Consider the following 21,984-nt stretch of genomic DNA (forward strand, 5'->3'; position numbering starts at 1 on the left):
CCACGTGGAATATACCGTCCGGGCCGATGGGGAACAAGCGGTTACCGTGGGTCCCGTGGACTCCCATCACCTCGACATCATTCGACTCGCCTGGTCACGCGAACTGGGATTGCCCGACGACGCACTGTCCACCCGGCCGGGTGCCGACGACCGCGCCGTCCGGGTGGACGACGACACGGACACGATCCGATTCCTGCGCCTGGGCGATACGTCCGCGCTCGTCGGACCGCGGTGGGCGATCGAGCGTGCCGACGGGCACACGTCGGCGGAACTGACCGAATCCGCGACCCTGCTCGCCCTCACCCAGGATCGGTCCGGACGGTGCGCCGGTCCCCTGGTGCTCGCGTTCGGCACCGACTACCAGGATCCCGCGACCGGGCAGCCACCGCTCGTCTCCCACAAACACGACCACGTCCGGCAGGTCGAGCAGGCGTGTCCCCCGGACGACGTTACCGAGGCCCATCTGGGTGACCGCGACCGATGGTTCACGATTCTCGACGACGCGCAGCAACCGGTCAGTTCCGCCGGGTACGCCGAGTTCCAGGGCTTCCTCGCCGATGTCGGCGTGCTGACGGCGCCGGAGTTCCGGCGCCGGGGACTGGGCGCCACGGTCGCCGGGATCGCCACCGACGACGCGCTCGACAGCGGCCTGATCGCCCAATGCCGTTCACCCCGCGACAATCTGGCCTCGCGCGCGCTCGCCGCCCGCGCCGGGTACCGGGAACTGGGAACGTACGCTGCGGTCACGATCTCCCGAAGTACGCTCTGAGACACATCGAAAGACGGGGACGAGTCGACCATGACAGACCGAACGGCGGAACCGCACAGCACGGAAGGCGCCTACGTCGAATCCGGCGCCGAGTTCACGCGCGACACCCACTACATCCCCACCCGCATCACGGCCGACGGCCGCGACGGCTATCCCGTCGAACCCGGCCGCTACCGTCTCGTCGCCGCCCGTGCGTGTCCGTGGGCCAACCGCGCGATCATCGTGCGGCGACTGCTCGGACTCGAGGACGTGTTGTCGATGGGGCTGTGCGGCCCCACCCACGACAAGCGCAGCTGGACTTTCGATCTCGATCCGGGCGGGCTCGACCCCGTGCTGAAGATCCCGCGCCTGCAGGACGCGTACTTCGCGCGTTTCCCCGACTACTCGCGGGGCATCACCGTGCCCGCGATCGTCGACGTCCCCACCGGGCAGGTGGTCACCAACGACTACCCCCAGATCACCCTGGATCTGTCCTCGGAATGGACGCGGTACCAGCGTGAGGGCGCGCCCGACCTCTACCCCGAGCCGCTGCGCGACGAGATCGACGAGGTCGCCGATCTCGTGTTCCGCGACGTCAACAACGGGGTGTACCGGTGTGGTTTCGCCGGATCACAGGACGCGTACGACTCCGCGTACGACCGCCTGTTCGCCCGCCTCGACTGGCTCGAGGACCGACTGACCGACCGCAGGTTCCTCGTCGGGGACACGATCACCGAGGCGGACGTGCGCCTGTTCACCACCCTGGCCCGCTTCGACGCCGTCTACCACGGACATTTCAAGTGCAATCGGAACAAACTCGACGAGATGCCCGTGCTGTGGGGTTATGCGCGCGATCTCTTCCAGACACCCGGGTTCGGCGACACCATCGACTTCACCCAGATCAAGCAGCACTACTACATCGTGCACACCGACATCAATCCCACCGGGATCGTGCCGAAGGGTCCCGACCTGTCCGGCTGGCTCGAACCACACGGGCGTGAACAGCTGGGCGGCAGGCCGTTCGGGGACGGCACACCGCCACCTCCGCCGAAGCCCGGCGAGGACGTCCCGGCCGGGCACGGGGCGTGATGGGCCGGTCTACGAGCCGGTGTAGGTGCCGAAACTCCAGAACACGCCTTCGGGGTCGCGGCAGGTGAATCCGCGCGATCCGTAGTCCTCGTCCCGGAGTCCGCGGACGATCGTGGCACCGGCGGCCACCGCGCGCTCGTGGAGGGCGTCGGGGTCGTCGACCACGAGGTACACCGAGCCGGTCCCCGGCGGCAGGTCGCTGATGACCGAGTCCTCACTGGGCGAGCCGAGCATGATCCCGCCGCCCTTCGGCCAGCCGAGTTCGGCGTGATCGACCCGGTCGCCCTCGCCGTACACCGCCTTCTCGGCGAATCCGAAGGCGTCGACGAGGAAGCGGATCGCGGCCCGCGCATCGCGGTAGACGAAGGTGGGCCACACACATGTGGATTGCGTCGAAGTAGTCATGTCATCACTCTGCGCCGTCGTCGTGGTAGGGGTCTTGGACGAATGAGAACGGGTCGATCTCGCGCCACCGCGACGGTGCGACGCCCGCGAGGTCGCGCCAGTCCCGCGCCATGTGGGCCTGGTCGTAGTAGCCGCACACCGCGGACACGTCGGCGAGCGTCGCCCCGGCAGCACCCTTGAGCATCCGGTGCGAACGGTGGAAACGCGACAACCGCACCACATCCTTGGGCGTCACGCCGTACTCTGCGACAAATTTGTTCACCAGATGCCTTCGGCTCCAGCCGACCTCGTGCGCGACGTCACCGACCCGGGTGCCCTCGCCGGCGACGAGCAGATGCCAGGCGCGGGTGAGGTGCGGGTCGATCTCGGCCGGCGCCGCGCGGCGAGTCAGGACGTCGTCGAGGATCGCGAACCGCTCGTCCCAGCCCGGTTCGAGGGACAGCCGTTCGGTCAGTTCCCGCGCGTCGGGACCGAGCAGTTCCTCGAGCCCGACGACCCAGGAGCCGAGGGCGGCGGTGGGCACCCTCAGTAGCGCCCGGGCGCCGAGAGGGCTGAGCGCCAGTTGGACGCCGTGCTGGTTGCCGTCGTGCCGGATCGTCACCGGTGCCGTGGCGATGCCGCTGGCGAGTGTGTCGTAACGACCGGGCGCCTGCTCGGGCGTCGCCTGGGCGGCGATGTCGAGCGGCTCGTCGATCGTCACGATCACCGTGAGGCAGGGCGACGGCAGACCGAGGTGGATTCCGGGCTCGAAACCGGCCAGCCGATAGCCGTCGTATCCCGTGACCAGCGCGCGTAACGGTGCCGCCGGGCGCCGGAAGGCCCCGGACGACACCGCGGTATCGCTGTCGGCGACGCTCACGAAACCAGCCTAGGCACCGGTGCCGGCACCGGCCACACCGTTCACTCACCTACAGTCGGTGCCAGCACACTCGAAACACACGGCGAGACGGGAGTCCCGATGGCTGGCAATGGTGGACCGGTGGAGAAGGTACTGGTCTCGGTCCTCGACAACGGAAGCCGTCTCCAGGCTCCCGCGGTGGCCAGGTACGTCGAATGGGTCCGGCGCTCGCACCCCGGTGAGTCGCCCGCGCAGATCATCGAGCGCATGGAGAAGATGTTCCTGCTGGCCGTGACGGGCAGCGGCAGCGCGGTCGGGGCCACCGCCGCCATTCCCGGAGTCGGCACCATCGCGTCCATCGCGGCGGTGGGCGCCGAATCGGCGTTCTTCCTGGAAGCGGCGGCGCTGCTCACTCTCGCTGTCGCATCGGTGCACGGCGTCTCCGCCGTCGACCACCAGCAGCGGCGCGCACTCGTCCTGTCTGTGGCGCTCGGTGAATCGGGCATGGAAATTGTCCAGAAGGCGACGGGCGTGACCGCGAAGAACTGGGCCAGCGCCATCACCAGCCGCATCCCCGGCCCCACGATGAAGGGCATGAACAACACCCTGGTGCGCAAGTTCATCACCAAGTACGCCGCCCGCCGCAGCGCGCTGGTCCTCGGCAAACTCGTGCCCGCCGGCATCGGCGCGGCCATCGGCGGCGCAGGCAACCGGGCCATCGGCAAGGGTGTCGTCAAGAACGCGCGCGAAGCGTTCGGGCCCGCCCCGGCCCGCTGGCCGGACGAACTCCGCGCGATCGAGGCCTGACCTAGTGGGCGAAGTGCTGTTCCGTCGAACGCCCGCCACCCTTCTCGCGGAGTTCGGCGCACACTTCCTCGATCGCCTCGGCGACGAGGGATCCGAGATCGGCGCTGAAGCCCTCGCGCACGACGATGCGCAGGACCGCCACGTCCTCCGCGTCGGCGGGCATCGTGTAGGCGGGCACCTGCCACCCCCGCGCCCGCAGCTCGTGTGACACGTCGAAGACCGTGAACCCGGGGTCGCCGACGAGTTCGAACGCCACCACCGGAATGTCGGTGCCATCCGTGATCAGGGTGAAGCCGTCGATCTCGGCGATGCGTCTGCCCACGCGAACTGCGGTGTCGCGCAACGTCTCCATGATCGACCGGTAGCCGGCCCGGCCCAGTCGCAGGAAGTTGTAGTACTGACCCACCACCTGATTGCCGGGCCGCGAGAAGTTCAGGGTGAACGTCGGCATGTCGCCGCCCAGGTAGTTCACCCGGAACACCAGCCCCTCGGGAAGGTGTTCCTTGTCGCGCCACACCACGAACCCGATCCCCGGATACGTCAATCCGTACTTGTGACCACTCACGTTGATCGAGGCCACGCGCGGAACCCGGAAGTCCCACAGCAACTCCGGTTGCAGGAAGGGAACGACGAAGCCACCGCTCGCCGCGTCCACGTGGATCGGCACGTCCGGGCCGCCGGACGCGGCAAGTTCGTCGAGAGCGTCTGCGATCGCGGCCACCGGCTCGAGCTCCCCCGTATAGGTGGTGCCCACGATCACGACCGCTCCGATCGTGTTCTCGTCGACCGCATCCCGAACCTGCTCCGGCGTGATGACGTAGCGGCCCTTCTCCATCGGCAGGTACTTCGGCTCGACGTCGAAGTACCGGCAGAACTTCTCCCACACCACCTGGACGTTGCTGCCGAGCACCAGATTCGGTCGCGCAGTGTCCTTCCCGGCCGCCTCCCGCTTCGCCCGCCACAGCCACTTGAGCGCGAGACCACCGAGCATGACCGCCTCGCTCGAACCGATCGTCGAGACGCCGGTGGCGCTGGACGGGTCGGTGGTCGACAGGTCGGGAGCGTGGAACAGATCGGCCACCATCGACACGCAACGGGACTCGATCGCCGCGGTCGCAGGATACTCGTCCTTGTCGATCATGTTCTTGTCGAACGTCTCTGCCATCAGCTTGTCGGCCTCGGGATCCATCCACGTGGTGACGAACGTGGCCAGGTTCAGCCGCGAACTGCCGTCGAGCATCAACTCGTCGTGGATGAACCGGTACGCGGCCTCGGGATCGGTTTCCTCGTCCGGCAGCCGCAGCGCCGGAAACGGATCGATCGAGAGGCGCCCCGTGTAGGCGGGAGAAATGACGTCGCGATGGTGATGGTGGTGCTTGCTCATGTGCGTCCCCAATCGATTGGTTTCAGCATGCGCCGTCGCAGACGCCCTGTACGTCAGTTGGTGAATCTCGGCACGGCAGCCCAGTAGGGTCGAAACAGTTCCATTCGATTGTGGCAGGGGAGGACGGGTTGACCACAGCAATCCCGGGAAGTTTCACAGCACCGATCGAGGTGCGGGGGCTGTCGAAACGCTTCAAGAACGTCGACGCGGTCACGGACCTCAGCTTCACCGTGCCGCAGGGATCGATCACCGGATTCCTCGGGCCCAACGGGTCCGGCAAGACCACGACCCTGCGGATGATCCTCGGTCTCGTGAAGCCGACGTCCGGCGCCTCCACGGTCGCCGGTGTCCCGATTCGCCACCTCGTCGACCCCGCGCGCACAGTCGGCGCCGTCCTGGATTCGCAGAGCCTGCACCCCAACCGGACGGCACTCGACCACCTGAAGGTGTACGCGTCCGCGATAGGGGTACCGGACGCACGCGCCCTGCAGGTGCTCGCGCTCGTCGGGCTCGAGGACGTCGCCGGGCGCAAGGCGGGCGGCTTCTCCCTCGGCATGCGTCAGCGGCTGTCGCTGGCGACGGCGCTGCTGGGTGATCCGCGCATCCTGATCCTCGACGAACCGGCCAACGGACTCGACCCCGAGGGCATCGCCTGGCTGCGTGAGTTCTTGAAGGGCTTCGCCGCATCCGGCCGGACCGTGCTGATCTCGAGTCACATCCTCCGCGAAGTGGAGCAGACCGTCGACAATCTCGTGATCGTCAGCCGCGGCTCCCTCGTCTATCAGGGACGGATGGAGGAACTGCGCAAGTCGCAGCAGAGCCGGCTGCTCGTCGCGTCCTCGAGCCCGCCCGCGCTGGCGACCGCCCTGGCCGCCAAGGGCATCGTCGATGCCCGGTCGCTCGCGGACGGACGCCTCGCCGTCGTCGGCGCGTCCCTCGAACTCGTCGAGTCCGTCGCCGCCGAAGCAGGGGTCACGATCTTCGGCGCGGTCGGCGATCACATCGACCTCGAGCAACTCTTCCTGTCGATGACTGCGGGTCAGTACGTGGCCGGAGCGAGCGCCGCGGCGCCCTCGGGGTACGGCCCACCGCCGACGTACTCACCCCAGCCCGGGTACGCACCTCCCGGGTACGCCCCACAGCCGGGTTACGGTCCGCCTCCCGGGTACGCCCCACCACCGGGCTACGGTCCACCACCCGCACACCCTCAGCACGGTCCGATCTCCGGAGGTCCGCGATGACAGCGCTGCTCACCGCAGAATTCCGCAAGGTCACCACCCTGCGGTTCTGGTGGATGCTCGGTCTCGCACCGCTGATCGTCGGGATGTTCTCGAGCGCGATCACCCTGCCGGTGATGCGTGCGTTCACCGACGCGTTCGAGGCCGATCCGAGCGAGGCCAACCTCGCCGCCACCCTGTTCGGGCTGGCGGTCGCGGTCGCCCTCGTCGTCCTGTTCGCCGCGCTCTTCGGGGCGGTGAACGTGGGCACCGAATTCCGGTACAAGACGCTCACCACCACGTTCCTCACCGCTCGCGGCCGGGACGGGGTGATCGGCACCAAGCTCGCCGTCACCGCGGCCTTCGGCTTCTTCTACTGCCTCGTGGTGGAGGTGGTCAGCGTCGCCCTGCTGCTGACGTTCGGCGGTGACACCTTCGAACTGCGCGGATCCCTGTTCGCCATGCTCGGGGCCGCCCTGATCTGCGGGGCGCTGTGGGCGCTCATCGGCGGCGGGGTGTCGATGCTCACCGGCTCGTCCGTCGGAAGCTGCATCGCCCTGGTGGTCTGGTACACCCTCGGCGAGATGATCCTCCGCTCGATCCTCAGCGGGATCGGCATCGGCGCCGTCGGCAGTGTCCTCCCCGTGTCGGCCACCCTCGGGACGGTCGCGAACGCGGCCGCCGGCAACGAGATCGACTGGCTGACGTTCTGGCCCACGGCACCCCTCGCCCTGCTCGTGTGGACCGCGGTCTTCGTCGGCGGCGGCTGGGCGCTCACCCGGCAGCGCGACATCACCTGACACGGCGCCGGGTGCCGTCCCTGTCGGTACCCGGCGCTAACGTGGATCCAGTGGCAAGTGAGAGTGCATCCGGTTCGGTGATCGAACGGGAGCAGACGCTGGAGCAGGATCAGGCACGGCCGGGCTGGATTCGACGGCTGAGCGGTGAGTGCTGGGCGCACCGCCGCGTCGCACTCGGCGCCCTGTCCGTGACAATCGTCGCCGCGGGTATCGACATCTCGTTCCCCCTCCTCACCAAGTACGCGGTCGACGCCGCCGGCTCGGGTCACGACACCCAGGTGATCGGCATCGCCGCGCTGCTCATCGCATTGCTCGCGTGCGTCCGCTTCGGCTGTCAGTACGGCCGCCGGATGCTCGCCGGGAAGCTGTCGCTCGACGTCCAGCACGATCTGCGGCTGGGACTGCTGAGTGCGCTGCAACGGCTCGACGGGCGGGGGCAGGATCAGATCCGCACCGGTCAGGTGGTCTCCCGGTCCATCACCGACCTCCAGCTGGTGCAGGGCCTGCTCGCGATGGTCCCGTTGTCGGCGGGCGCGTTGCTCCAATTCGTCCTCGCGCTCGCCATCATGGCCTGGCTGTCGCCGCTGCTGACCGTCGTCGCGCTGGTGATCGTCCCCGCCGTGTGCCTCGTCGTCTACGCGATGCGACCGAAACTGTTCGCGGCCACCTGGTCGGCGCAGCAACGCGCGGCCGACCTCGCCCAGCACGTCGAGGAGACCGTCACCGGCGTCCGCGTGGTCAAGGGCTTCGGCCAGGAGCGCCGGGCCGTCGACCAGCTCGAGGACCACAGCCGGATGCTGTACGCGGAACGCCTGCGAGCCGCCCGGATCAATGCGCGCTTCGCGCCGACCATGGCGGCACTGCCCCAACTGGGTCTCGTCGGGGTCATCGCGGTCGGCGGCTACCTCGCCCTGCACGGCTCCATCACGATCGGCACGTTCCTCGCCTTCGCGACGTACGTCGCCACGATGACCGGCGTCACCCGCACGCTGTCGTCGGTCGTGATCATGGCCCAGCTGTCCCGGGCCGCCGTCGAGCGTGTGTACGAGGTGATCGACGCCGAACCGGAGGTCGCGGACCCGCCGCACCCCACCGCCCTGCCCGGCGGACCGCTGGGTGTGGACCTGCGCGCGGTCACGTTCGGCTTCGAATCGGACCGGCACATCCTCCGTGGACTCGACCTGCGTATCGCACCCGGCGAGACGGTCGCGGTGGTGGGGATGGCCGGTTCCGGCAAGACCGCCCTGTCGCTGCTGCTCCCCCGCTTCTACGCCCCGTCCTCGGGCTCCGTGTCCCTCACGTCGGCGGGCGCGTCGTTCGACGTCGCGCAGCTGAGCGCCGAGCAGTTGCGCGAAGCCGTCGGCCTCGTGTTCGACGAGCCGTTCCTCTTCTCCGACACCATTGCGGCCAACATCGCCCTCGGCAGGCCCGACGCCAGCGCCGAGGAGATCCGCGCCGCCGCCGACATGGCGGCCGCCGACGAGTTCGTCTCCGCATTGCCGGACGGCTACGACACCGTGGTCGGCGAACGCGGTCTCACCCTCTCCGGCGGGCAGCGGCAGCGGATCGCGCTGGCACGCGCACTCCTCACCGACCCGAGAGTGCTGATCCTCGACGACGCGACCTCCGCCGTCGACGCCACCACCGAGGCGTCGATCTTCGCGGCGCTGCGCGCGAATCGTGGCCGAACTGCTCTGATCTTGGCGCATCGCCGCTCGACCCTGTCGCTCGCCGACCGAGTCGCCGTGCTCGACCGCGGACGGATCATCGATTCCGGCACGGTGGCCGAACTCGACGAACGGTGCCCGCTCTTCCGCGCACTGTTCGCCTCCCCCGACAACGCGGGCCCGATCGACGTCAGCGTTCCCGCACCGAGCGAGCCGATGCCGTATCAGCGCATGCCGTCCGAGTCCGAGTTGTGGCCGGAGGACGCCGAGGAGTGGGACGTGCCTGCCGCGTCCGGCCGCACCCCGGCTCCCGGCGCGGGACCCGGCGGCGGCCGCGCCGCCGGCGGACCGATGGCGGGAGCGCTGGGCAACGTAGCCGCGACCCCGGAACTTCGGCAGGCCGTGGAGGCGCTTCCGCCCGCCGTCGAGAGCCCGGGAATCGACACCCGGAACCTGCGCCTGCCCGAGCCCGACTTCCGGCTGTCGCGGATCCTGCGGCCGGTCCGTGCCCTCCTCGTCGCCGTCGCCGTCTGCCTCGCGCTCGACTCGCTCGCGGGGATCGCGTTCCCGTCGATCGTCCGGTTCGCGATCGACCGCGGTGTCGTCCCGCAGGACTCCGCGACGCTGTGGACCGCGACAGGGGTGGGCGTCGCTCTCGTGGTCGCCGGCTGGCTCGTCGTCGCCCTGATGACGGTCCTCACCGCCCGAGCGGGGGAACGTGTGCTGTTCGGGTTGCGGGTGCGCAGCTACGCCCACCTGCAGCGGCTCGGACTCGACTACTACGAGCGCGAGCTGTCCGGTCGCATCATGACCCGGATGACCACCGACGTCGACGCGTTGTCGTCGTTCATCCAGACAGGAATGTCCACCGCCGTGGTGAGCGTCCTGACCGTCCTCGGTATCACCGTCGCGCTCGTCGCCACCGACGTCACGCTCGCGCTGGTGGCGCTTGCCGTCATCCCGCCGCTCGTCGTCGCGACGCTGATCTTCCGCCGGATCTCCTCGGTGGCGTACACGGTCTCGCGTGAGCGCATCTCACTCGTCAACGCCGACTTCCAGGAGAACATCGCCGGGCTCCGTGCGGCCCAGGCATACCGCCGCGAAGGGTTCGCCGCCCGCCGGTTCGCCGAGCGGGCCGACAGTTACCGGCGCAGCCGGATGCGGTCGCAGCGGGCGATCTCGCTGTACTTCCCGTTCATCGCGTTCCTCTCGGACCTCGCCCTGGCCGCCGTGGTGTTCGTCGGTGCGCGCCAGGTCGCGGGCGGCGACACGACGACCGGGACGCTCGTCGCCTTCGTGCTGTACCTCGGGCTCCTGTTCGGCCCCATTCAGCAACTGTCGCAGGTGTTCGACGGATACCAGCAGGCCAGTGTCGGCCTGCTCCGGATCGGGGACCTGCTCCGCACACCCAGTTCCATCGAGCGGGCGACCTCGCGCGAGGACCTCCAGCCGATCGACGGGCACCTGCGCGGCGAGCTGTGCCTGCGCGACGTCGGGTTCCGCTATCAGGGGGCGGACAGCGACGCCCTGACCCACATCGACCTGCACATCCCCGCCGGCACCACCGTCGCCCTGGTCGGCCGGACCGGCGCGGGCAAGTCGACCATCGTGAAACTGCTCGCCCGCTTCTACGACCCGACGTCCGGCGCGGTGCTCGTCGACGACGTGGACCTCCGCCGGTACCCGCTCGGCGCGTACCGCGGACGCCTCGGCGTCGTCCCCCAGGAAGCCCACCTGTTCACCGGGACCGTCGCCACCAACATCGCGTACGGACGCCCGGATGCGAGCCGCGAAGAGATCGAGGACGCTGCACGCGCGGTCGGCGCACTGGGCACGATCGCCGGATTGCGGGGTGGGATGCGTCACCCCATCGGCGAGCGCGGGCAGGGCCTGTCGGCCGGCCAACGCCAGCTGATCGCGCTCGCCCGGGCCGAGCTGGTCGACCCCGACCTGCTGCTGCTCGACGAAGCGACCGCGACGCTCGATCCGGCCACCGAGCAGGTAGTTCTCGAGGCGAGCAGCCGGGTGACCCGCACCCGGACGTCGGTGGTGGTGGCACACCGACTGGCCACCGCGGCCCGGGCAGATGTGATCCTCGTCATCGACGAGGGGCGGGTGGTCGAAACCGGATCGCACGCCACCCTGCGCTATGCCGGTGGCCACTATTCGGGACTGTGGGATGCGGCGGAGACCGGGGCGGGGAATAATCGCGGGGCGAGAACCGTCATCGATGGTGACCCCATCGGTTGGCCGTGAGACAGCTCACACGTGCAGGCCTGGCGATCTACACGTCACACGCGAGGGCTAGTCTCATGTATATAGGCGCTCTGATCGGGTACCGAAATAGAAACGAGGCGAACACCTGCCGTGAGCAGCAGCTCTACATCCCAGTTCGGACAGAACCAGTGGCTGGTTGACGAAATGTACCAGCGTTTCCAGGACGATCCGTCGTCCGTGGACGCGAGTTGGCACGAATTCCTGACGGATTACTCTCCCGACGCCGCCGCCAAGGCAGGCGCAGCCAACGGACACGGCACGAACGGCACCACCACCGCCGCACCTGCTGCCGCTCCCTCCGCCAAGGCGTCGACTCCCCCGGTTCCCGAGTCCGAGACCGCACCCAAGCCTCAGACCAAGACGGCCAACGGTGCCGCGCCGAAGACTGCACCCAACGGTGCAGCTCCGAAGGCTGCTGCCCCGAAGACCGAGGCCTCCACGAAAGCCGCACCCGCGAAGGAGACCGCGGCGAAGGACGCGAAGGCGTCCGCTCCCGCTCCTGCCGTAGACGAGTCGAAGGTTCTCCGCGGCGCAGCTGCTGCCGTCGCCAAGAACATGTCGGCCTCGCTGGCCATTCCGACCGCCACCAGCGTTCGCGCCATCCCTGCGAAGCTGATGTTCGACAACCGGATCGTCATCAACAACCACCTCGCCCGTACCCGCGGCGGCAAGATCTCGTTCACGCACCTGCTGGGTTACGCGATCGTGCAGGCGGTCAAGGCGTTCCCGAACATGAACCGGCACTTCGCCGAGATCGACGGCAAGCCCAACGCGGTCACCCCCGCACACACCAACCTCGGTCTGGCCATCGACCTGCCGGGCAAGGACGGCAGTCGGTCCCTCGTCGTCGCCGCGATCAAGAACACCGACACCCACAACTTCACGCAGTTCTACAGCGCCTACGAGGACATCGTCCGGCGCGCGCGTGACGGCAAGCTCACCGCCGAGGACTTCTCGGGTGTCACGATCTCGCTCACCAACCCCGGCGGCATCGGCACCGTGCACTCCGTGCCGCGACTGATGAACGGCCAGGGCGCCATCATCGGTGCCGGCGCGATGGAGTACCCCGCCGAGTTCCAGGGCGCGAGCGACGAGCGCCTCGCCGAGATCGGCGTCGGCAAGCTCATGACGCTCACCTCGACGTACGACCACCGCATCATCCAGGGTGCCGAGTCCGGCGACTTCCTCCGGACCATCCACAACCTGCTGATCAGCGACGAGTTCTACGACGAGATCTTCCACGCGCTGCACATCCCGTACGAGCCGGTCCGCTGGCGCAAGGACGTGCCCGAAGGCGCCGTCGACAAGAACACCCGTGTTCTCGAACTGATCGCCGCGTACCGCAACCGCGGTCACCTGATGGCCGACACGGATCCGCTGCAGTTCGTCAAGGACAAGTTCCGCAGCCACCCGGACCTGGACGTCCGCACGCACGACCTGACCCTGTGGGACCTCGACCGCGAGTTCAAGGTCGGCGGCTTCCACGGCCAGGAGAAGATGAAGCTGCGCGACGTGCTCAGCGTGCTGCGCGACGCGTACTGCCGCCACGTCGGCGTGGAGTACACGCACATCCTGGAGCCGGAGCAGCAGCAGTGGCTGCAGGACCGGGTCGAGGCGCACCACGTCAAGCCCACGGTCGCTCAGCAGAAGTACATCCTGAGCAAGCTCAACGCCGCCGAGGCGTTCGAGACGTTCCTGCAGACCAAGTACGTCGGCCAGAAGCGGTTCTCCCTGGAGGGCGCCGAGTCCGTCATCCCGATGATGGACGCCGTCATCGACCAGGCCGCCGAGCACCAGCTCGACGAGGTCGTCATCGGCATGCCGCACCGCGGTCGCCTCAACGTTCTCGCGAACATCGTCGGCAAGCCGTACTCGAAGATCTTCACCGAGTTCGAGGGCAACATGAACCCGGCGGCCGCGCACGGCTCCGGCGACGTGAAGTACCACCTCGGCGCCGAGGGCACGTATATCCAGATGTTCGGCGACAACGACATCACCGTGTCGCTGACGGCCAACCCGTCGCACCTCGAGGCGGTCGACCCGGTCCTCGAGGGCCTGGTCCGCGCGAAGCAGGACATCCTCGACAAGGGTGAGGACGGCTTCACCGTCCTGCCACTCATGCTGCACGGCGACGCCGCGTTCGCCGGTCAGGGTGTCGTGGCCGAGACGTTGAACCTGGCACTGCTGCGCGGGTACCGCACCGGCGGCACCGTGCACATCGTGGTCAACAACCAGGTCGGTTTCACCACCGCCCCGGAGTACTCGCGTTCGTCCGAGTACTGCACCGATGTCGCGAAGATGATCGGCGCGCCGATCTTCCACGTGAACGGCGACGACCCCGAGGCCTGCGTCTGGGTCGCCCAGCTCGCTGTCGACTTCCGGGAGAAGTTCCAGAAGGACGTCGTCATCGACATGATCTGCTACCGCCGTCGCGGTCACAACGAGGGCGACGACCCGTCGATGACGCAGCCGGCGATGTACGACGTGATCGACACCAAGCGCAGCGTGCGTAAGAGCTACACCGAATCCCTGATCGGCCGCGGCGACATCTCGCTGAAGGAAGCCGAAGACGCACTCCGCGACTACCAGGGCCAGCTGGAACGGGTGTTCAACGAGGTTCGCGAACTCGAGAAGTACACGCCGGAGCCCAGTGAGTCGGTCGAGCTCGACCAGGTGCTGCCCACGAAGTTGAAGACGTCCGTCGACGAGTCGGTGCTCGAGCGGATCGGCGACGCGTTCGTCAACGTACCCGAGGGCTTCACCGTGCACCCGCGCGTCAAGCCGGTCATCGAGAAGCGCCGCGAAATGTCCCGCGAGGGCAAGATCGACTGGGCGTTCGCCGAGCTGCTCGCATTCGGTTCGCTGGTCGACCAGGGCAAGATGGTTCGCCTGTCCGGCCAGGATTCCAAGCGCGGCACGTTCACGCAGCGTCACTCGGTCCTCATCGACCGCAAGACGGGCGCCGAGTACACCCCGCTGCAGAACCTGGGCAGCGAGAACCCCGGAAAGTTCCTGGTCTACGACTCCGCACTCAGCGAGTTCGCCGCCGTCGGCTTCGAGTACGGCTACTCCGTGGGCAACCCGGACGCGCTCGTGCTGTGGGAGGCGCAGTTCGGTGACTTCGTCAACGGCGCGCAGTCGATCATCGACGAGTTCATCTCGTCCGGTGAGGCCAAGTGGGGCCAGCTGTCCGACGTCGTGCTGCTGCTGCCGCACGGCCACGAGGGTCAGGGTCCCGACCACACGTCCGGTCGGATCGAGCGCTTCCTGCAGTTGTGCGCCGAGGGTTCGATGACCGTGGCCGTGCCGTCCACCCCGGCCAGCTACTTCCACCTGCTGCGTCGTCACTCGCTCGACGGAATCCGCCGCCCGCTGGTCGTCTTCACACCGAAGTCGATGCTGCGGAACAAGGCCGCGGTCTCCGACGTCGAGGACTTCACCACCGGCAAGTTCCGCTCGGTGTTCGAGGAGCCCACGTACGAGACGGGCGACGCCGAACGCGACAAGGTTCGTCGTGTCCTCCTCGTCAGCGGCAAGCTGTACTGGGAGCTGCTGGCGAAGAAGCAGAAGGACAACCGCGAGGACATCGCGATCGTCCGTATCGAGCAGCTGTACCCGGTTCCGAGCCGTCGTCTCCGCGAGACGCTGGACCGCTACCCGAACGCCACCGAGTTCCGGTGGGTTCAGGAGGAGCCGGCGAACCAGGGTGCGTGGCCGTTCTTCGGTCTCGCTCTGCCCGAGTTGCTGCCCGACAAGCTGTCCGGAATCAAGCGCATCTCGCGTCGTTCGATGTCGGCACCGTCCTCGGGTTCGAGCAAGGTGCACGCTGTGGAACAGCAGGAGATCATCGACGAAGCGTTCAGCTGAGCGTTTGATTGACTGATCTGCCATTGAGCCGGGTCGAGTTCACTCCACGGAGCGGATTCGACCCGGCTTCGTGGTATCTGGACCTGCCCTCGGTGGCGGAACTGTGCGACAACGGGCTGGCATTCGAGCGGCCGCTCACGGTGATCGTGGGTGAGAACGGTGTCGGGAAGTCGACGTTGGTCGAGTCGATCGCCGCGGCCTGGCAGGGCGGGTTCCGCGGGGCGCAGGACCGGTTGTGGTCGGCGGGATCCAGCCCCGAGGACGCGGACCTCGGCACTCACCTCACGTGTGTCGGCGCCCGGCCGCAGCCGTACGGCGGGTGTTTCCTGCGTGCCGAGTCGATGCATTCGCTGTTCGGTGCGGCCGACGAGTCACGTCCCCGCGCGGACGATCCGTCGTTCAACCAGCTCTCGCACGGTCAGTCGTTCCTGCGGTACGTCGCCGACCGTCCGATCGGCGTGGGCCTGTGGATTCTGGACGAGCCGGAGGCCGCGCTGTCGTTCCAGTCCTGCCTGGCGCTGCTCGGCGTGATCGCGGATCTCGCCGAGGAGGGCTCGCAGGTGATCATGGCGACGCATTCTCCCCTCCTCGCTGCCGCGCCCGGCGCCGCGATCTGGGAACTCACCGACGAGGGCATCGACTACCCCGAGTGGAATCAGCTCGACCTCGTCCGCAACTGGCGGTCGTTCCTCGACGGACCCGACCGCTTCCTGCGGCATCTCTAGGCCGGCCCCGCCTGCTGCCCAGCTTCCGCCAACGACCTCACGGCCCGGACGGCGAGGGCGGTGGCGGCGAGGAGTCCGCCGAGGGCGGCGAGGGTGAGCGCGTCGGGGTGGATCAGCGGCTGGCCGCGGAACGCCTGCCACGTGAGCACGGCGAGCAGCCCGGCGTAGGCGAGCGCCAGCACGGCCATCAGGGAGGCTCGGGTTCCCTCGCTGCGGAGCCACGGAATCCGCGACGCGAGGACGCTCAGAACGAGGGCGCCGATCAGCATCACCTGCAGGCCGTGCAGTCCGACGAAGTGCGGGATGCGGAGATCGCCGCCGGACGTGCTCCAGTTGGTGACCGGCAGTCCCGGATTCTCGTCGGTGACGCCGACGCTGTGCCGCGCGGCGAGTTCGGCGACGCGGCCGTTCGCGTCGGTAGTCGTCTGGCGACCCTGGAATCCCGTGAGGTAGCCGAGTGCCATCCCGGCCACCGCCAGGAACAGGCCTGCATGGATGGCTCGCTCGGGTGAGGGGACGATCCCCCACGCGCTGGAAGAGCAGAATCAGGGCGATCACGAGGTTCGCGACGAACAGTCCGGGACATCGGTCATGAACACGTACTGGCCGATCGTGTTGACGGCGTCGTCGGACGTGTTGAAGTGGCTGAACGTTCCGCGCGCAGCCTGCACCGCGATGAATCCGACGTCAAGGATGCCGGTCACGGCGAACACCGTCGCCATCGCGCGCGTCCATCTGCTGCCTCGGTGCGGGAGGGTCAGCAACCACGCCAAAGTGGCCCCGTAGAGCGCGAAGGAGACCGCGAACTTCAGCGGCTCGAGCCACACGGACACCCCGAGCACGGTCCGGTCGTCGCTGAGGAGGCCGACGGCGCACACCAGCGCGAGGACGGACATCGCGGCGACCATCACCGCCAGCGGCACCTGGCGGGACGCGACGACGCGGGAGCGGAGATCGAGGGTGGTCATGACGAGAACGCTAGAAACGTCGCATGCGTCACCACGTCACGCCGGGGAACGAAACCGGTGTCACCCGCGGGTACTACGGGCGTGCCCCGAGTACTAGGGGTGTCGGGTCGTGGTGGCCGACACCAGCGCGGCGGCGATCTCGGGTGCGGCGGCGACGGCGAGCGCGGGAAGGGCCTGAACGTTGAGTTCGATCAGTTCGTCGCGGGTCAGGTGCGGGTCGCGCAGCCAGGTGATCGTGACTTCCTCGACATAGGCGATCCAGCCCCGGACCGCGAGTTCGACCGCCCGGGTGGGCTCGATTCCGATCGCAGGCAGTTGTTCGAGGGTCCGTTCGGACATCACGGCGCGGGTCTCCTCGAAGACGGCGCGCATATCCGGGTCGCCACTCGCCGTTCCCCGCAGGAGCGACACGTACGTGCCCCGGTTCTCGCTGACGTAGTCGACGTACGACGCGAGCACCGAGCGCAGGATCTGCATCGGATCCCGCGCTTCCCCGACGTACGGGTCGGGGGCGGTGCGGGCGAGCATCTCGCTGCTGGTGTGCCGGACGATCTCGAGGTGGAAGTCGTGCTTGGACGCGAAGTAGTGGAACAGGAGGCCGCGGGAGACACCCGCCTGATCGGCGATGTCCTCGACGGAGATCTGCTCCAACGGGCGCTGCGCCAGCATCTTCGCGCCGAGATCGATCAGTTGCGCGCGCCGTTGTTCGGGGCTGAGACGGGTCCGCTTCACGACGTCCATGAGACAAGACTACTGAATGAAGGTCAATAGGCTATTGACTGCCCCTCAATAGCGCCCTATTGTTTCTTACATGAGTCTCCCCGTCACAGATACTTCCGCCACCACCGCAGGTGTCCGGCACATCGACACGCTGATCATCGGCAGCGGGTTCGCCGGCCTCGGCGCGGCGATCAAGCTGACCCAGGCAGGCAAGACCGACTTCCTCGTGCTCGAACGCGGCACCGACGTCGGTGGTACCTGGCGAGACAACACGTACCCGGGTGCGGCGTGCGATGTTCCCTCACATCTGTACTCCTACTCGTTCGCACTGAACCCGGAGTGGACACGGTCGTTCTCGACGCAGCCGGAGATCCAGAAGTACATCCAGTCGGTGGCCGACAAGTACAAGGTGCGCGACAAGCACCTCTTCGGCTGTGACGTGCAGTCCGCCCACTGGAACGAGTCGACCACCCGCTGGGAGGTCACCACCACGAAGGGGAACTTCGTCGCGAAGGTCCTCGTGTCCGCGGTCGGCGCGCTGTGCGAGCCGTCCCTCCCCGACATCAAAGGCATCGAAGGGTTCCAGGGCGAGATCTTCCACTCCGCCCGCTGGAACCACGACGCCGACCTGACGGGGAAGCGCGTCGCCGTCATCGGCACCGGCGCCTCGGCCATCCAGATCGTGCCCGCCATCGGCAAGAAGGTGTCGCACCTCGACGTGTACCAGCGCACGGCGCCGTGGATCCTGCCCCGGGCGGACCGCGAGTACACGAAGCTCGAGCACACCGCGTTCAAGTACCTCCCCGGCTTCCAGAAGCTGTGCCGCACCGGCATCTACTGGATGCGCGAGAGCCAGGTCGTCGGTCTCGCGAAGGCCCCGGTCTTCATGAAGCCGCTGCAGTTGGCGGCCGAGCGCCACCTGCGTCGCCAGATCAAGGACAAGGATCTGCGCAAGAAGGTCACGCCGAACTTCCAGATCGGTTGCAAGCGCATGCTGATCTCGAACAACTACTACCCCACCCTCGCGCAGGACAACGTCGACCTGGTGACCGACGGCATCGCCGAGGTCACGGCCAACTCGGTGGTCTCGAAGGACGGCACCGTCCGCGAGGTCGATGCCATCGTCGTCGCCACCGGCTTCCACGTCACCGACTCCCCCACGTTCGAGGGCATCTTCGGCAAGGACGGGCGCTCGCTCGCCGACGTCTTCGACGAGGGCGGACAGCAGGGCTACAAGGGCGCGGCGATCGCGAACTTCCCCAACATGTTCTTCCTGGTGGGTCCGAACACGGGCCTGGGCCACACCTCGATGGTCTTCATGATCGAGTCGCAGCTCAACTACCTCGTCGACGCCCTGCAGACGCTCGACAAGTACGGCATCGGCAAGATCGAGGTCCGTCAGAACGCCCAGGACCGGTACAACGCCGAACTCCAGGAGAAGCTGTCGCACAGCGTCTGGAACAACGGTGGGTGCGCGAGCTGGTACCTCGACAAGCACGGCAACAACACCACGCTGTGGCCGGGCTTCACGTTCCAGTTCCGGAACGAGACGAAGCGCTTCGACCTCACCGCGTACGACAGCGTGGCCACCGCCGATCTTCCTGCACCCGTGCACGTGAACGGCAAGACCCCCGGCCCCGCCGCCATCCCGGCACAGATCGACCTCGACGACGACAAGGTGACAGCACAGTGAGCGAGTTCGCAGGCAAGGTAGTCGTGATCACCGGAGCCGGTTCCGGTATCGGCAGGGCGCTCGCCCTCAACCTGGCAGGCCGGGGTGCCAGACTGGCGATCTCGGACATGGACACGGTCGGGCTCGCCGAGACGACACGCCAGGCCGAGGCACTGGGCGCCGAGGTCAAGGCCGATCACCTGGACGTCACCCAGCGCGAGGCGGTGCTCGCGTACGCCGACGACGTGCGGGCGCACTTCGGCAAGATCAACCAGGTGTACAACAACGCCGGCATCGCCTACCACGGTGAGTTCGAGAAGTCCGAGTTCAAGGACATCGAGAAGATCATGGACGTGGACTTCTGGGGAGTCGTCAACGGCACCAAGGCTTTCCTGCCGCATCTCATCGCGTCGGGCGACGGCCACGTGGTGAACGTCTCGAGCCTCTTCGGGCTGCTGTCCATGCCGGGTCAGAGCGCGTACAACTCGGCGAAGTTCGCGGTGCGCGGTTTCACCGAGTCGCTGCGCCAGGAGATGCTGATCGCCAAGCACCCCGTCAAGGTGACGTGTGTGCACCCGGGTGGCATCAAGACGGCCATCGCCCGCAACGCCACCGCGGGACCGGGCGAGGACCTCGACACGTTCGCGAAGTTCTTCGACCAGAAACTCGCTCGCACCACTCCGGAGGCGGCCGCGGAGACCATCGTGAACGGTGTCCGCAAGGGCAAGCCGCGCGTCCTGATCGGCGCCGACGCCAAGTTCCTCGACGCCTGGGTGCGGCTCGTCGGACCGAGTTACCAGCGTGTGGTTGCCACCGTCGCCGGACGAGTCCTCCCCAAGTCGAACTGAGGTACCGATGAGCTTCCACCTGCCGCTGCCGGTCGTCGCGGCGGCCCTCCGGCCCTTCTACCGCCTCAGCCTCGACGCCCGGCTTCCGCACACCGTCCAGAGGGCGATCCTCGACCTCGGCGCTCCGCTGCAGCAGGTCCCTGCAGGTGCCGTCGTCCGCCCGACCTCGCTGGCCGGGCGGCCGGCGGAGCGAATCACGGTGGGAGCCACCGAACGCCGGACCGCCGTGCTCTACCTGCACGGTGGGGCGTACACGATCGGTTCGCTCGCCACGCACCGTTCGCTGGCCGCTCACATCGCGAGAGAATCCGGCAGTGTCGTCTACACCCTCGACTACCGGCTGGCTCCGGAGCATCCGTTCCCGGCCGGGCTCGAGGACGCGGTCGCGGCGTACATGGAGCTGAACACCGAACACGGTTACGAGACAGAGCAACTCGCCATCGCGGGCGATTCGGCGGGCGGTGGCCTGACGGTCGCCACCGCGCGGCGTCTGATCGACCGGCACGGTGTCACTCCGGCCGCGTTGGCGCTGATCGCCCCGTGGGTCGATCCCGGCAGGCGTGACACGTCCCGGGATCGGGATCTCGTGGTCAACACAGCGTGGTCGTTCGACGCCGCCGAGAAGTACCTGGGCAACGGGGACGCACACGATCCGGGTTACGCACCGCTGCACGGAAATCTGGCGGGACTACCGCCGACGCTGATCCACGTCGGGGTCGACGAGGTGCTCTACCCGCAGATCATGGAATTCGTCGACAAGCTGAACGAGTCGGACGTGGACGTCACGCTCACCGAGTACGCCCGCCTGTGGCACGTCGCCCACCTGCAGGCGTCCCTGGTCCGCGAGGCCGCGGATGCGGTCGCGGAACTCGGGGCGTTCCTGGGTTCACAGATGAGCGTCGAGCCACACCCGCGCCACGTCGGCTGAATCTGCACCACCGCGGACCTGGCCGATCATGTCGGCCAGGTCCGCGGTCGTCAGCTCACCCGCCACGACGTTCAACGCCTTCAGCTGGGCTTCGGTGAGAGTTCCGATCCGGAACAGCGGCACCACGTTCTGTGCGGTGAACACGTGATCGTCGTCCGCCAGCAGCACCAGATCGGCGTCCGACACGTCCGGTGACGCGGTGGTCACCCCGGCCACCCGCACGGCTCCGTCCGCCGATACCGGGGCGGCGAGTTCGCCGACGGCCGCAGCGTCGTCGGCCACTGTCCGGGTCTGCGCGAACGTGCAGCCGGTGAGGTCGGGAAGCGCGTCGGCCTCGAACGCCGGGGCGAGCACGGCAGTGCTCCTGCTGCACGAGGGAACGAGTTCGTCCAGGGTGGTGAGATCCAGCTGCCCCGACGTCTGCGAGGTCACGGCCAGCGCCGACCTGTCCTCGGCAGCCGCGAAGTCGGAGATCGAAAGCCCCTGCGGCAGAGCCTTGCTCAACGCCTCGAACACATCGTCCTGTTCCGTCTCCGCCGATTCGGGGGCGTAGTAGCGCAGCAACCGGCCCGTGAACTCCGGCACCAGCGTGACGTTTCCGGCATCGAGCTGCCCGAGGTACGCGGTCCGGTCGCCCAGTCCCCCGTCGGTGACGACCGGCGCCCCGGTCGAACGCAGGGCACCCGCATAGATTTCGGCCAGGATCCGGCTCTCCGCGCCGTCACCCGCACCCACCACGATCTCGCCCTGCCCCTGCCCCGCGGAACCGTCGAGGGTCGTGTCACCACCTGCGCATCCCGACGCCACCCCCGCGACCAGTAGCAGCGCGGACCCGGCGATCAGGGCCCGGGACCATGCCGCCGGGCGCTCGGCCGATCCGTCTGTCCGTGTGTGTGCCACGTCGCGCCTTTCGTTTACCTCGAGCTGGTCGAAAACCGTGCTCTGTCCGCCCCTATCGTTACACTGGCCAACCGATGGCGCGGACACGCGTCCACCGGGTTCCGTCGGCAGGTCCGGCGCCGGT

General features: G+C 68.0%; 18 protein-coding genes. 11 read left to right on the top strand and 7 right to left on the bottom strand.

Annotated features, from left to right (window positions below; all coding sequences use genetic code 11):
- Positions 1-46 precede the first annotated feature (46 nt).
- Both HGB39_RS14930 and HGB39_RS14935 read left to right on the top strand, forming a co-directional pair.
- The gene (locus tag HGB39_RS14930) at positions 47-769 is read left to right on the top strand and encodes a GNAT family N-acetyltransferase (RefSeq protein WP_005574837.1); all 723 of its coding nucleotides are present in this window, start codon (positions 47-49) and stop codon (positions 767-769) included.
- Between the two features lie 30 nt (positions 770-799).
- A complete protein-coding gene (locus HGB39_RS14935; protein ID WP_005574836.1) occupies positions 800-1,837 on the top strand; it encodes a glutathione S-transferase family protein in 1,038 nt (345 codons plus the stop codon).
- Between the two features lie 9 nt (positions 1,838-1,846).
- On the opposite strand, the gene HGB39_RS14940 is transcribed toward HGB39_RS14935, so the two are convergent.
- Both HGB39_RS14940 and HGB39_RS14945 read right to left on the bottom strand, forming a co-directional pair.
- On the bottom strand, positions 1,847-2,242 hold the full coding sequence (locus HGB39_RS14940; RefSeq protein ID WP_043794081.1) for a VOC family protein: 396 nt from the start codon (positions 2,240-2,242) through the stop codon (positions 1,847-1,849).
- Positions 2,243-2,246: 4 nt separating this feature from the next.
- A complete protein-coding gene (locus HGB39_RS14945; protein ID WP_005574834.1) occupies positions 2,247-3,101 on the bottom strand; it encodes an AraC family transcriptional regulator in 855 nt (284 codons plus the stop codon).
- A gap of 99 nt (positions 3,102-3,200) precedes the next feature.
- Here HGB39_RS14945 and HGB39_RS14950 point away from each other — a divergent pair, with 99 nt between their 5' ends.
- The gene (locus HGB39_RS14950) at positions 3,201-3,887 is read left to right on the top strand and encodes a hypothetical protein (RefSeq protein WP_043794080.1); all 687 of its coding nucleotides are present in this window, start codon (positions 3,201-3,203) and stop codon (positions 3,885-3,887) included.
- A 1-nt stretch (position 3,888) separates the two neighbouring features.
- Here HGB39_RS14950 and gad read toward each other — a convergent pair whose 3' ends face one another.
- Positions 3,889-5,271, bottom strand: a complete 1,383-nt coding sequence (gene gad / locus HGB39_RS14955) for a glutamate decarboxylase (RefSeq protein ID WP_064080489.1) — start codon at positions 5,269-5,271, stop codon at positions 3,889-3,891.
- 128 nt (positions 5,272-5,399) lie between these two features.
- On the opposite strand from gad, the gene HGB39_RS14960 reads away from it, so the two are divergent.
- From HGB39_RS14960 to HGB39_RS14980, 5 genes are all read left to right on the top strand, one after another.
- Positions 5,400-6,512, top strand: coding sequence for an ABC transporter ATP-binding protein (locus tag HGB39_RS14960; RefSeq protein ID WP_043794334.1), 1,113 nt, complete (start codon positions 5,400-5,402; stop codon positions 6,510-6,512).
- The gene (locus HGB39_RS14965; protein WP_005575286.1) at positions 6,509-7,288 is read left to right on the top strand and encodes an ABC transporter permease; all 780 of its coding nucleotides are present in this window, start codon (positions 6,509-6,511) and stop codon (positions 7,286-7,288) included. Before HGB39_RS14960 ends, HGB39_RS14965 begins: the two co-directional genes overlap by 4 nt.
- A 50-nt stretch (positions 7,289-7,338) precedes the next feature.
- The gene (locus HGB39_RS14970; protein ID WP_081276557.1) at positions 7,339-11,211 is read left to right on the top strand and encodes an ABC transporter ATP-binding protein; all 3,873 of its coding nucleotides are present in this window, start codon (positions 7,339-7,341) and stop codon (positions 11,209-11,211) included.
- Between the two features lie 111 nt (positions 11,212-11,322).
- A complete protein-coding gene (locus tag HGB39_RS14975) occupies positions 11,323-15,099 on the top strand; it encodes a multifunctional oxoglutarate decarboxylase/oxoglutarate dehydrogenase thiamine pyrophosphate-binding subunit/dihydrolipoyllysine-residue succinyltransferase subunit (protein WP_043786942.1) in 3,777 nt (1,258 codons plus the stop codon).
- An 8-nt stretch (positions 15,100-15,107) separates the two neighbouring features.
- Entirely contained in the window at positions 15,108-15,824 is a 717-nt protein-coding gene (locus HGB39_RS14980) for an AAA family ATPase (RefSeq protein WP_039950361.1), read from the top strand.
- On the opposite strand, the gene HGB39_RS38650 is transcribed toward HGB39_RS14980, so the two are convergent.
- From HGB39_RS38650 to HGB39_RS14990, 3 genes are all read right to left on the bottom strand, one after another.
- Positions 15,821-16,288: a hypothetical protein gene (locus HGB39_RS38650; RefSeq protein WP_247607418.1), complete on the bottom strand. Its 468-nt coding sequence runs from the start codon at positions 16,286-16,288 to the stop codon at positions 15,821-15,823. The genes HGB39_RS14980 and HGB39_RS38650 overlap by 4 nt on opposite strands.
- Before the next feature lie 90 nt (positions 16,289-16,378).
- On the bottom strand, positions 16,379-16,792 hold the full coding sequence (locus tag HGB39_RS38655; protein ID WP_247607419.1) for a hypothetical protein: 414 nt from the start codon (positions 16,790-16,792) through the stop codon (positions 16,379-16,381).
- A gap of 93 nt (positions 16,793-16,885) precedes the next feature.
- Positions 16,886-17,533 (bottom strand): TetR/AcrR family transcriptional regulator, encoded by a 648-nt coding sequence (locus tag HGB39_RS14990; RefSeq protein WP_005239342.1) that lies wholly within the window; start codon positions 17,531-17,533, stop codon positions 16,886-16,888.
- Positions 17,534-17,603: 70 nt separating this feature from the next.
- Here HGB39_RS14990 and HGB39_RS14995 point away from each other — a divergent pair, with 70 nt between their 5' ends.
- Genes HGB39_RS14995 through HGB39_RS15005 form a run of 3 tightly spaced genes read left to right on the top strand, consistent with a single transcriptional unit; the run spans position 17,604 to position 20,960 of the window.
- Positions 17,604-19,205, top strand: a complete 1,602-nt coding sequence (locus HGB39_RS14995; protein ID WP_005560746.1) for a flavin-containing monooxygenase — start codon at positions 17,604-17,606, stop codon at positions 19,203-19,205.
- Positions 19,202-20,032: an SDR family NAD(P)-dependent oxidoreductase gene (locus HGB39_RS15000; protein WP_005560749.1), complete on the top strand. Its 831-nt coding sequence runs from the start codon at positions 19,202-19,204 to the stop codon at positions 20,030-20,032. The genes HGB39_RS14995 and HGB39_RS15000 overlap by 4 nt, the downstream gene beginning before the upstream one ends.
- Positions 20,033-20,039: 7 nt before the next feature.
- Positions 20,040-20,960, top strand: coding sequence for an alpha/beta hydrolase (locus HGB39_RS15005; protein WP_005560751.1), 921 nt, complete (start codon positions 20,040-20,042; stop codon positions 20,958-20,960).
- On the opposite strand, the gene HGB39_RS15010 is transcribed toward HGB39_RS15005, so the two are convergent.
- Positions 20,919-21,860, bottom strand: coding sequence for an ABC transporter substrate-binding protein (locus tag HGB39_RS15010; protein WP_005560753.1), 942 nt, complete (start codon positions 21,858-21,860; stop codon positions 20,919-20,921). The two genes, HGB39_RS15005 and HGB39_RS15010, sit on opposite strands and share 42 nt — an antisense overlap.
- Between the last annotated feature and the right edge of the window lie 124 nt (positions 21,861-21,984).

The sequence above is a fragment of the Rhodococcus opacus genome (assembly GCF_012396235.1).
Lineage (GTDB): Bacteria > Actinomycetota > Actinomycetes > Mycobacteriales > Mycobacteriaceae > Rhodococcus_F > Rhodococcus_F opacus.

What these genes read in the sequence shown, in the direction of transcription:
- HGB39_RS14935 (WP_005574836.1), top strand. Translation starts at nt 800, where the DNA reads ATGACAGACCGAACGGCGGAACCGCACAGCACGGAAGGCGCCTACGTC.
- HGB39_RS14940 (WP_043794081.1), bottom strand. Translation starts at nt 2,242, where the DNA reads ATGACTACTTCGACGCAATCCACATGTGTGTGGCCCACCTTCGTCTAC.
- HGB39_RS14950 (WP_043794080.1), top strand. Translation starts at nt 3,201, where the DNA reads ATGGCTGGCAATGGTGGACCGGTGGAGAAGGTACTGGTCTCGGTCCTC.
- gad (WP_064080489.1), bottom strand. Translation starts at nt 5,271, where the DNA reads ATGAGCAAGCACCACCATCACCATCGCGACGTCATTTCTCCCGCCTAC.
- HGB39_RS14965 (WP_005575286.1), top strand. Translation starts at nt 6,509, where the DNA reads ATGACAGCGCTGCTCACCGCAGAATTCCGCAAGGTCACCACCCTGCGG.
- HGB39_RS38650 (WP_247607418.1), bottom strand. Translation starts at nt 16,288, where the DNA reads ATGGCACTCGGCTACCTCACGGGATTCCAGGGTCGCCAGACGACTACC.
- HGB39_RS38655 (WP_247607419.1), bottom strand. Translation starts at nt 16,792, where the DNA reads ATGACCACCCTCGATCTCCGCTCCCGCGTCGTCGCGTCCCGCCAGGTG.
- HGB39_RS14990 (WP_005239342.1), bottom strand. Translation starts at nt 17,533, where the DNA reads ATGGACGTCGTGAAGCGGACCCGTCTCAGCCCCGAACAACGGCGCGCG.
- HGB39_RS14995 (WP_005560746.1), top strand. Translation starts at nt 17,604, where the DNA reads ATGAGTCTCCCCGTCACAGATACTTCCGCCACCACCGCAGGTGTCCGG.
- HGB39_RS15005 (WP_005560751.1), top strand. Translation starts at nt 20,040, where the DNA reads ATGAGCTTCCACCTGCCGCTGCCGGTCGTCGCGGCGGCCCTCCGGCCC.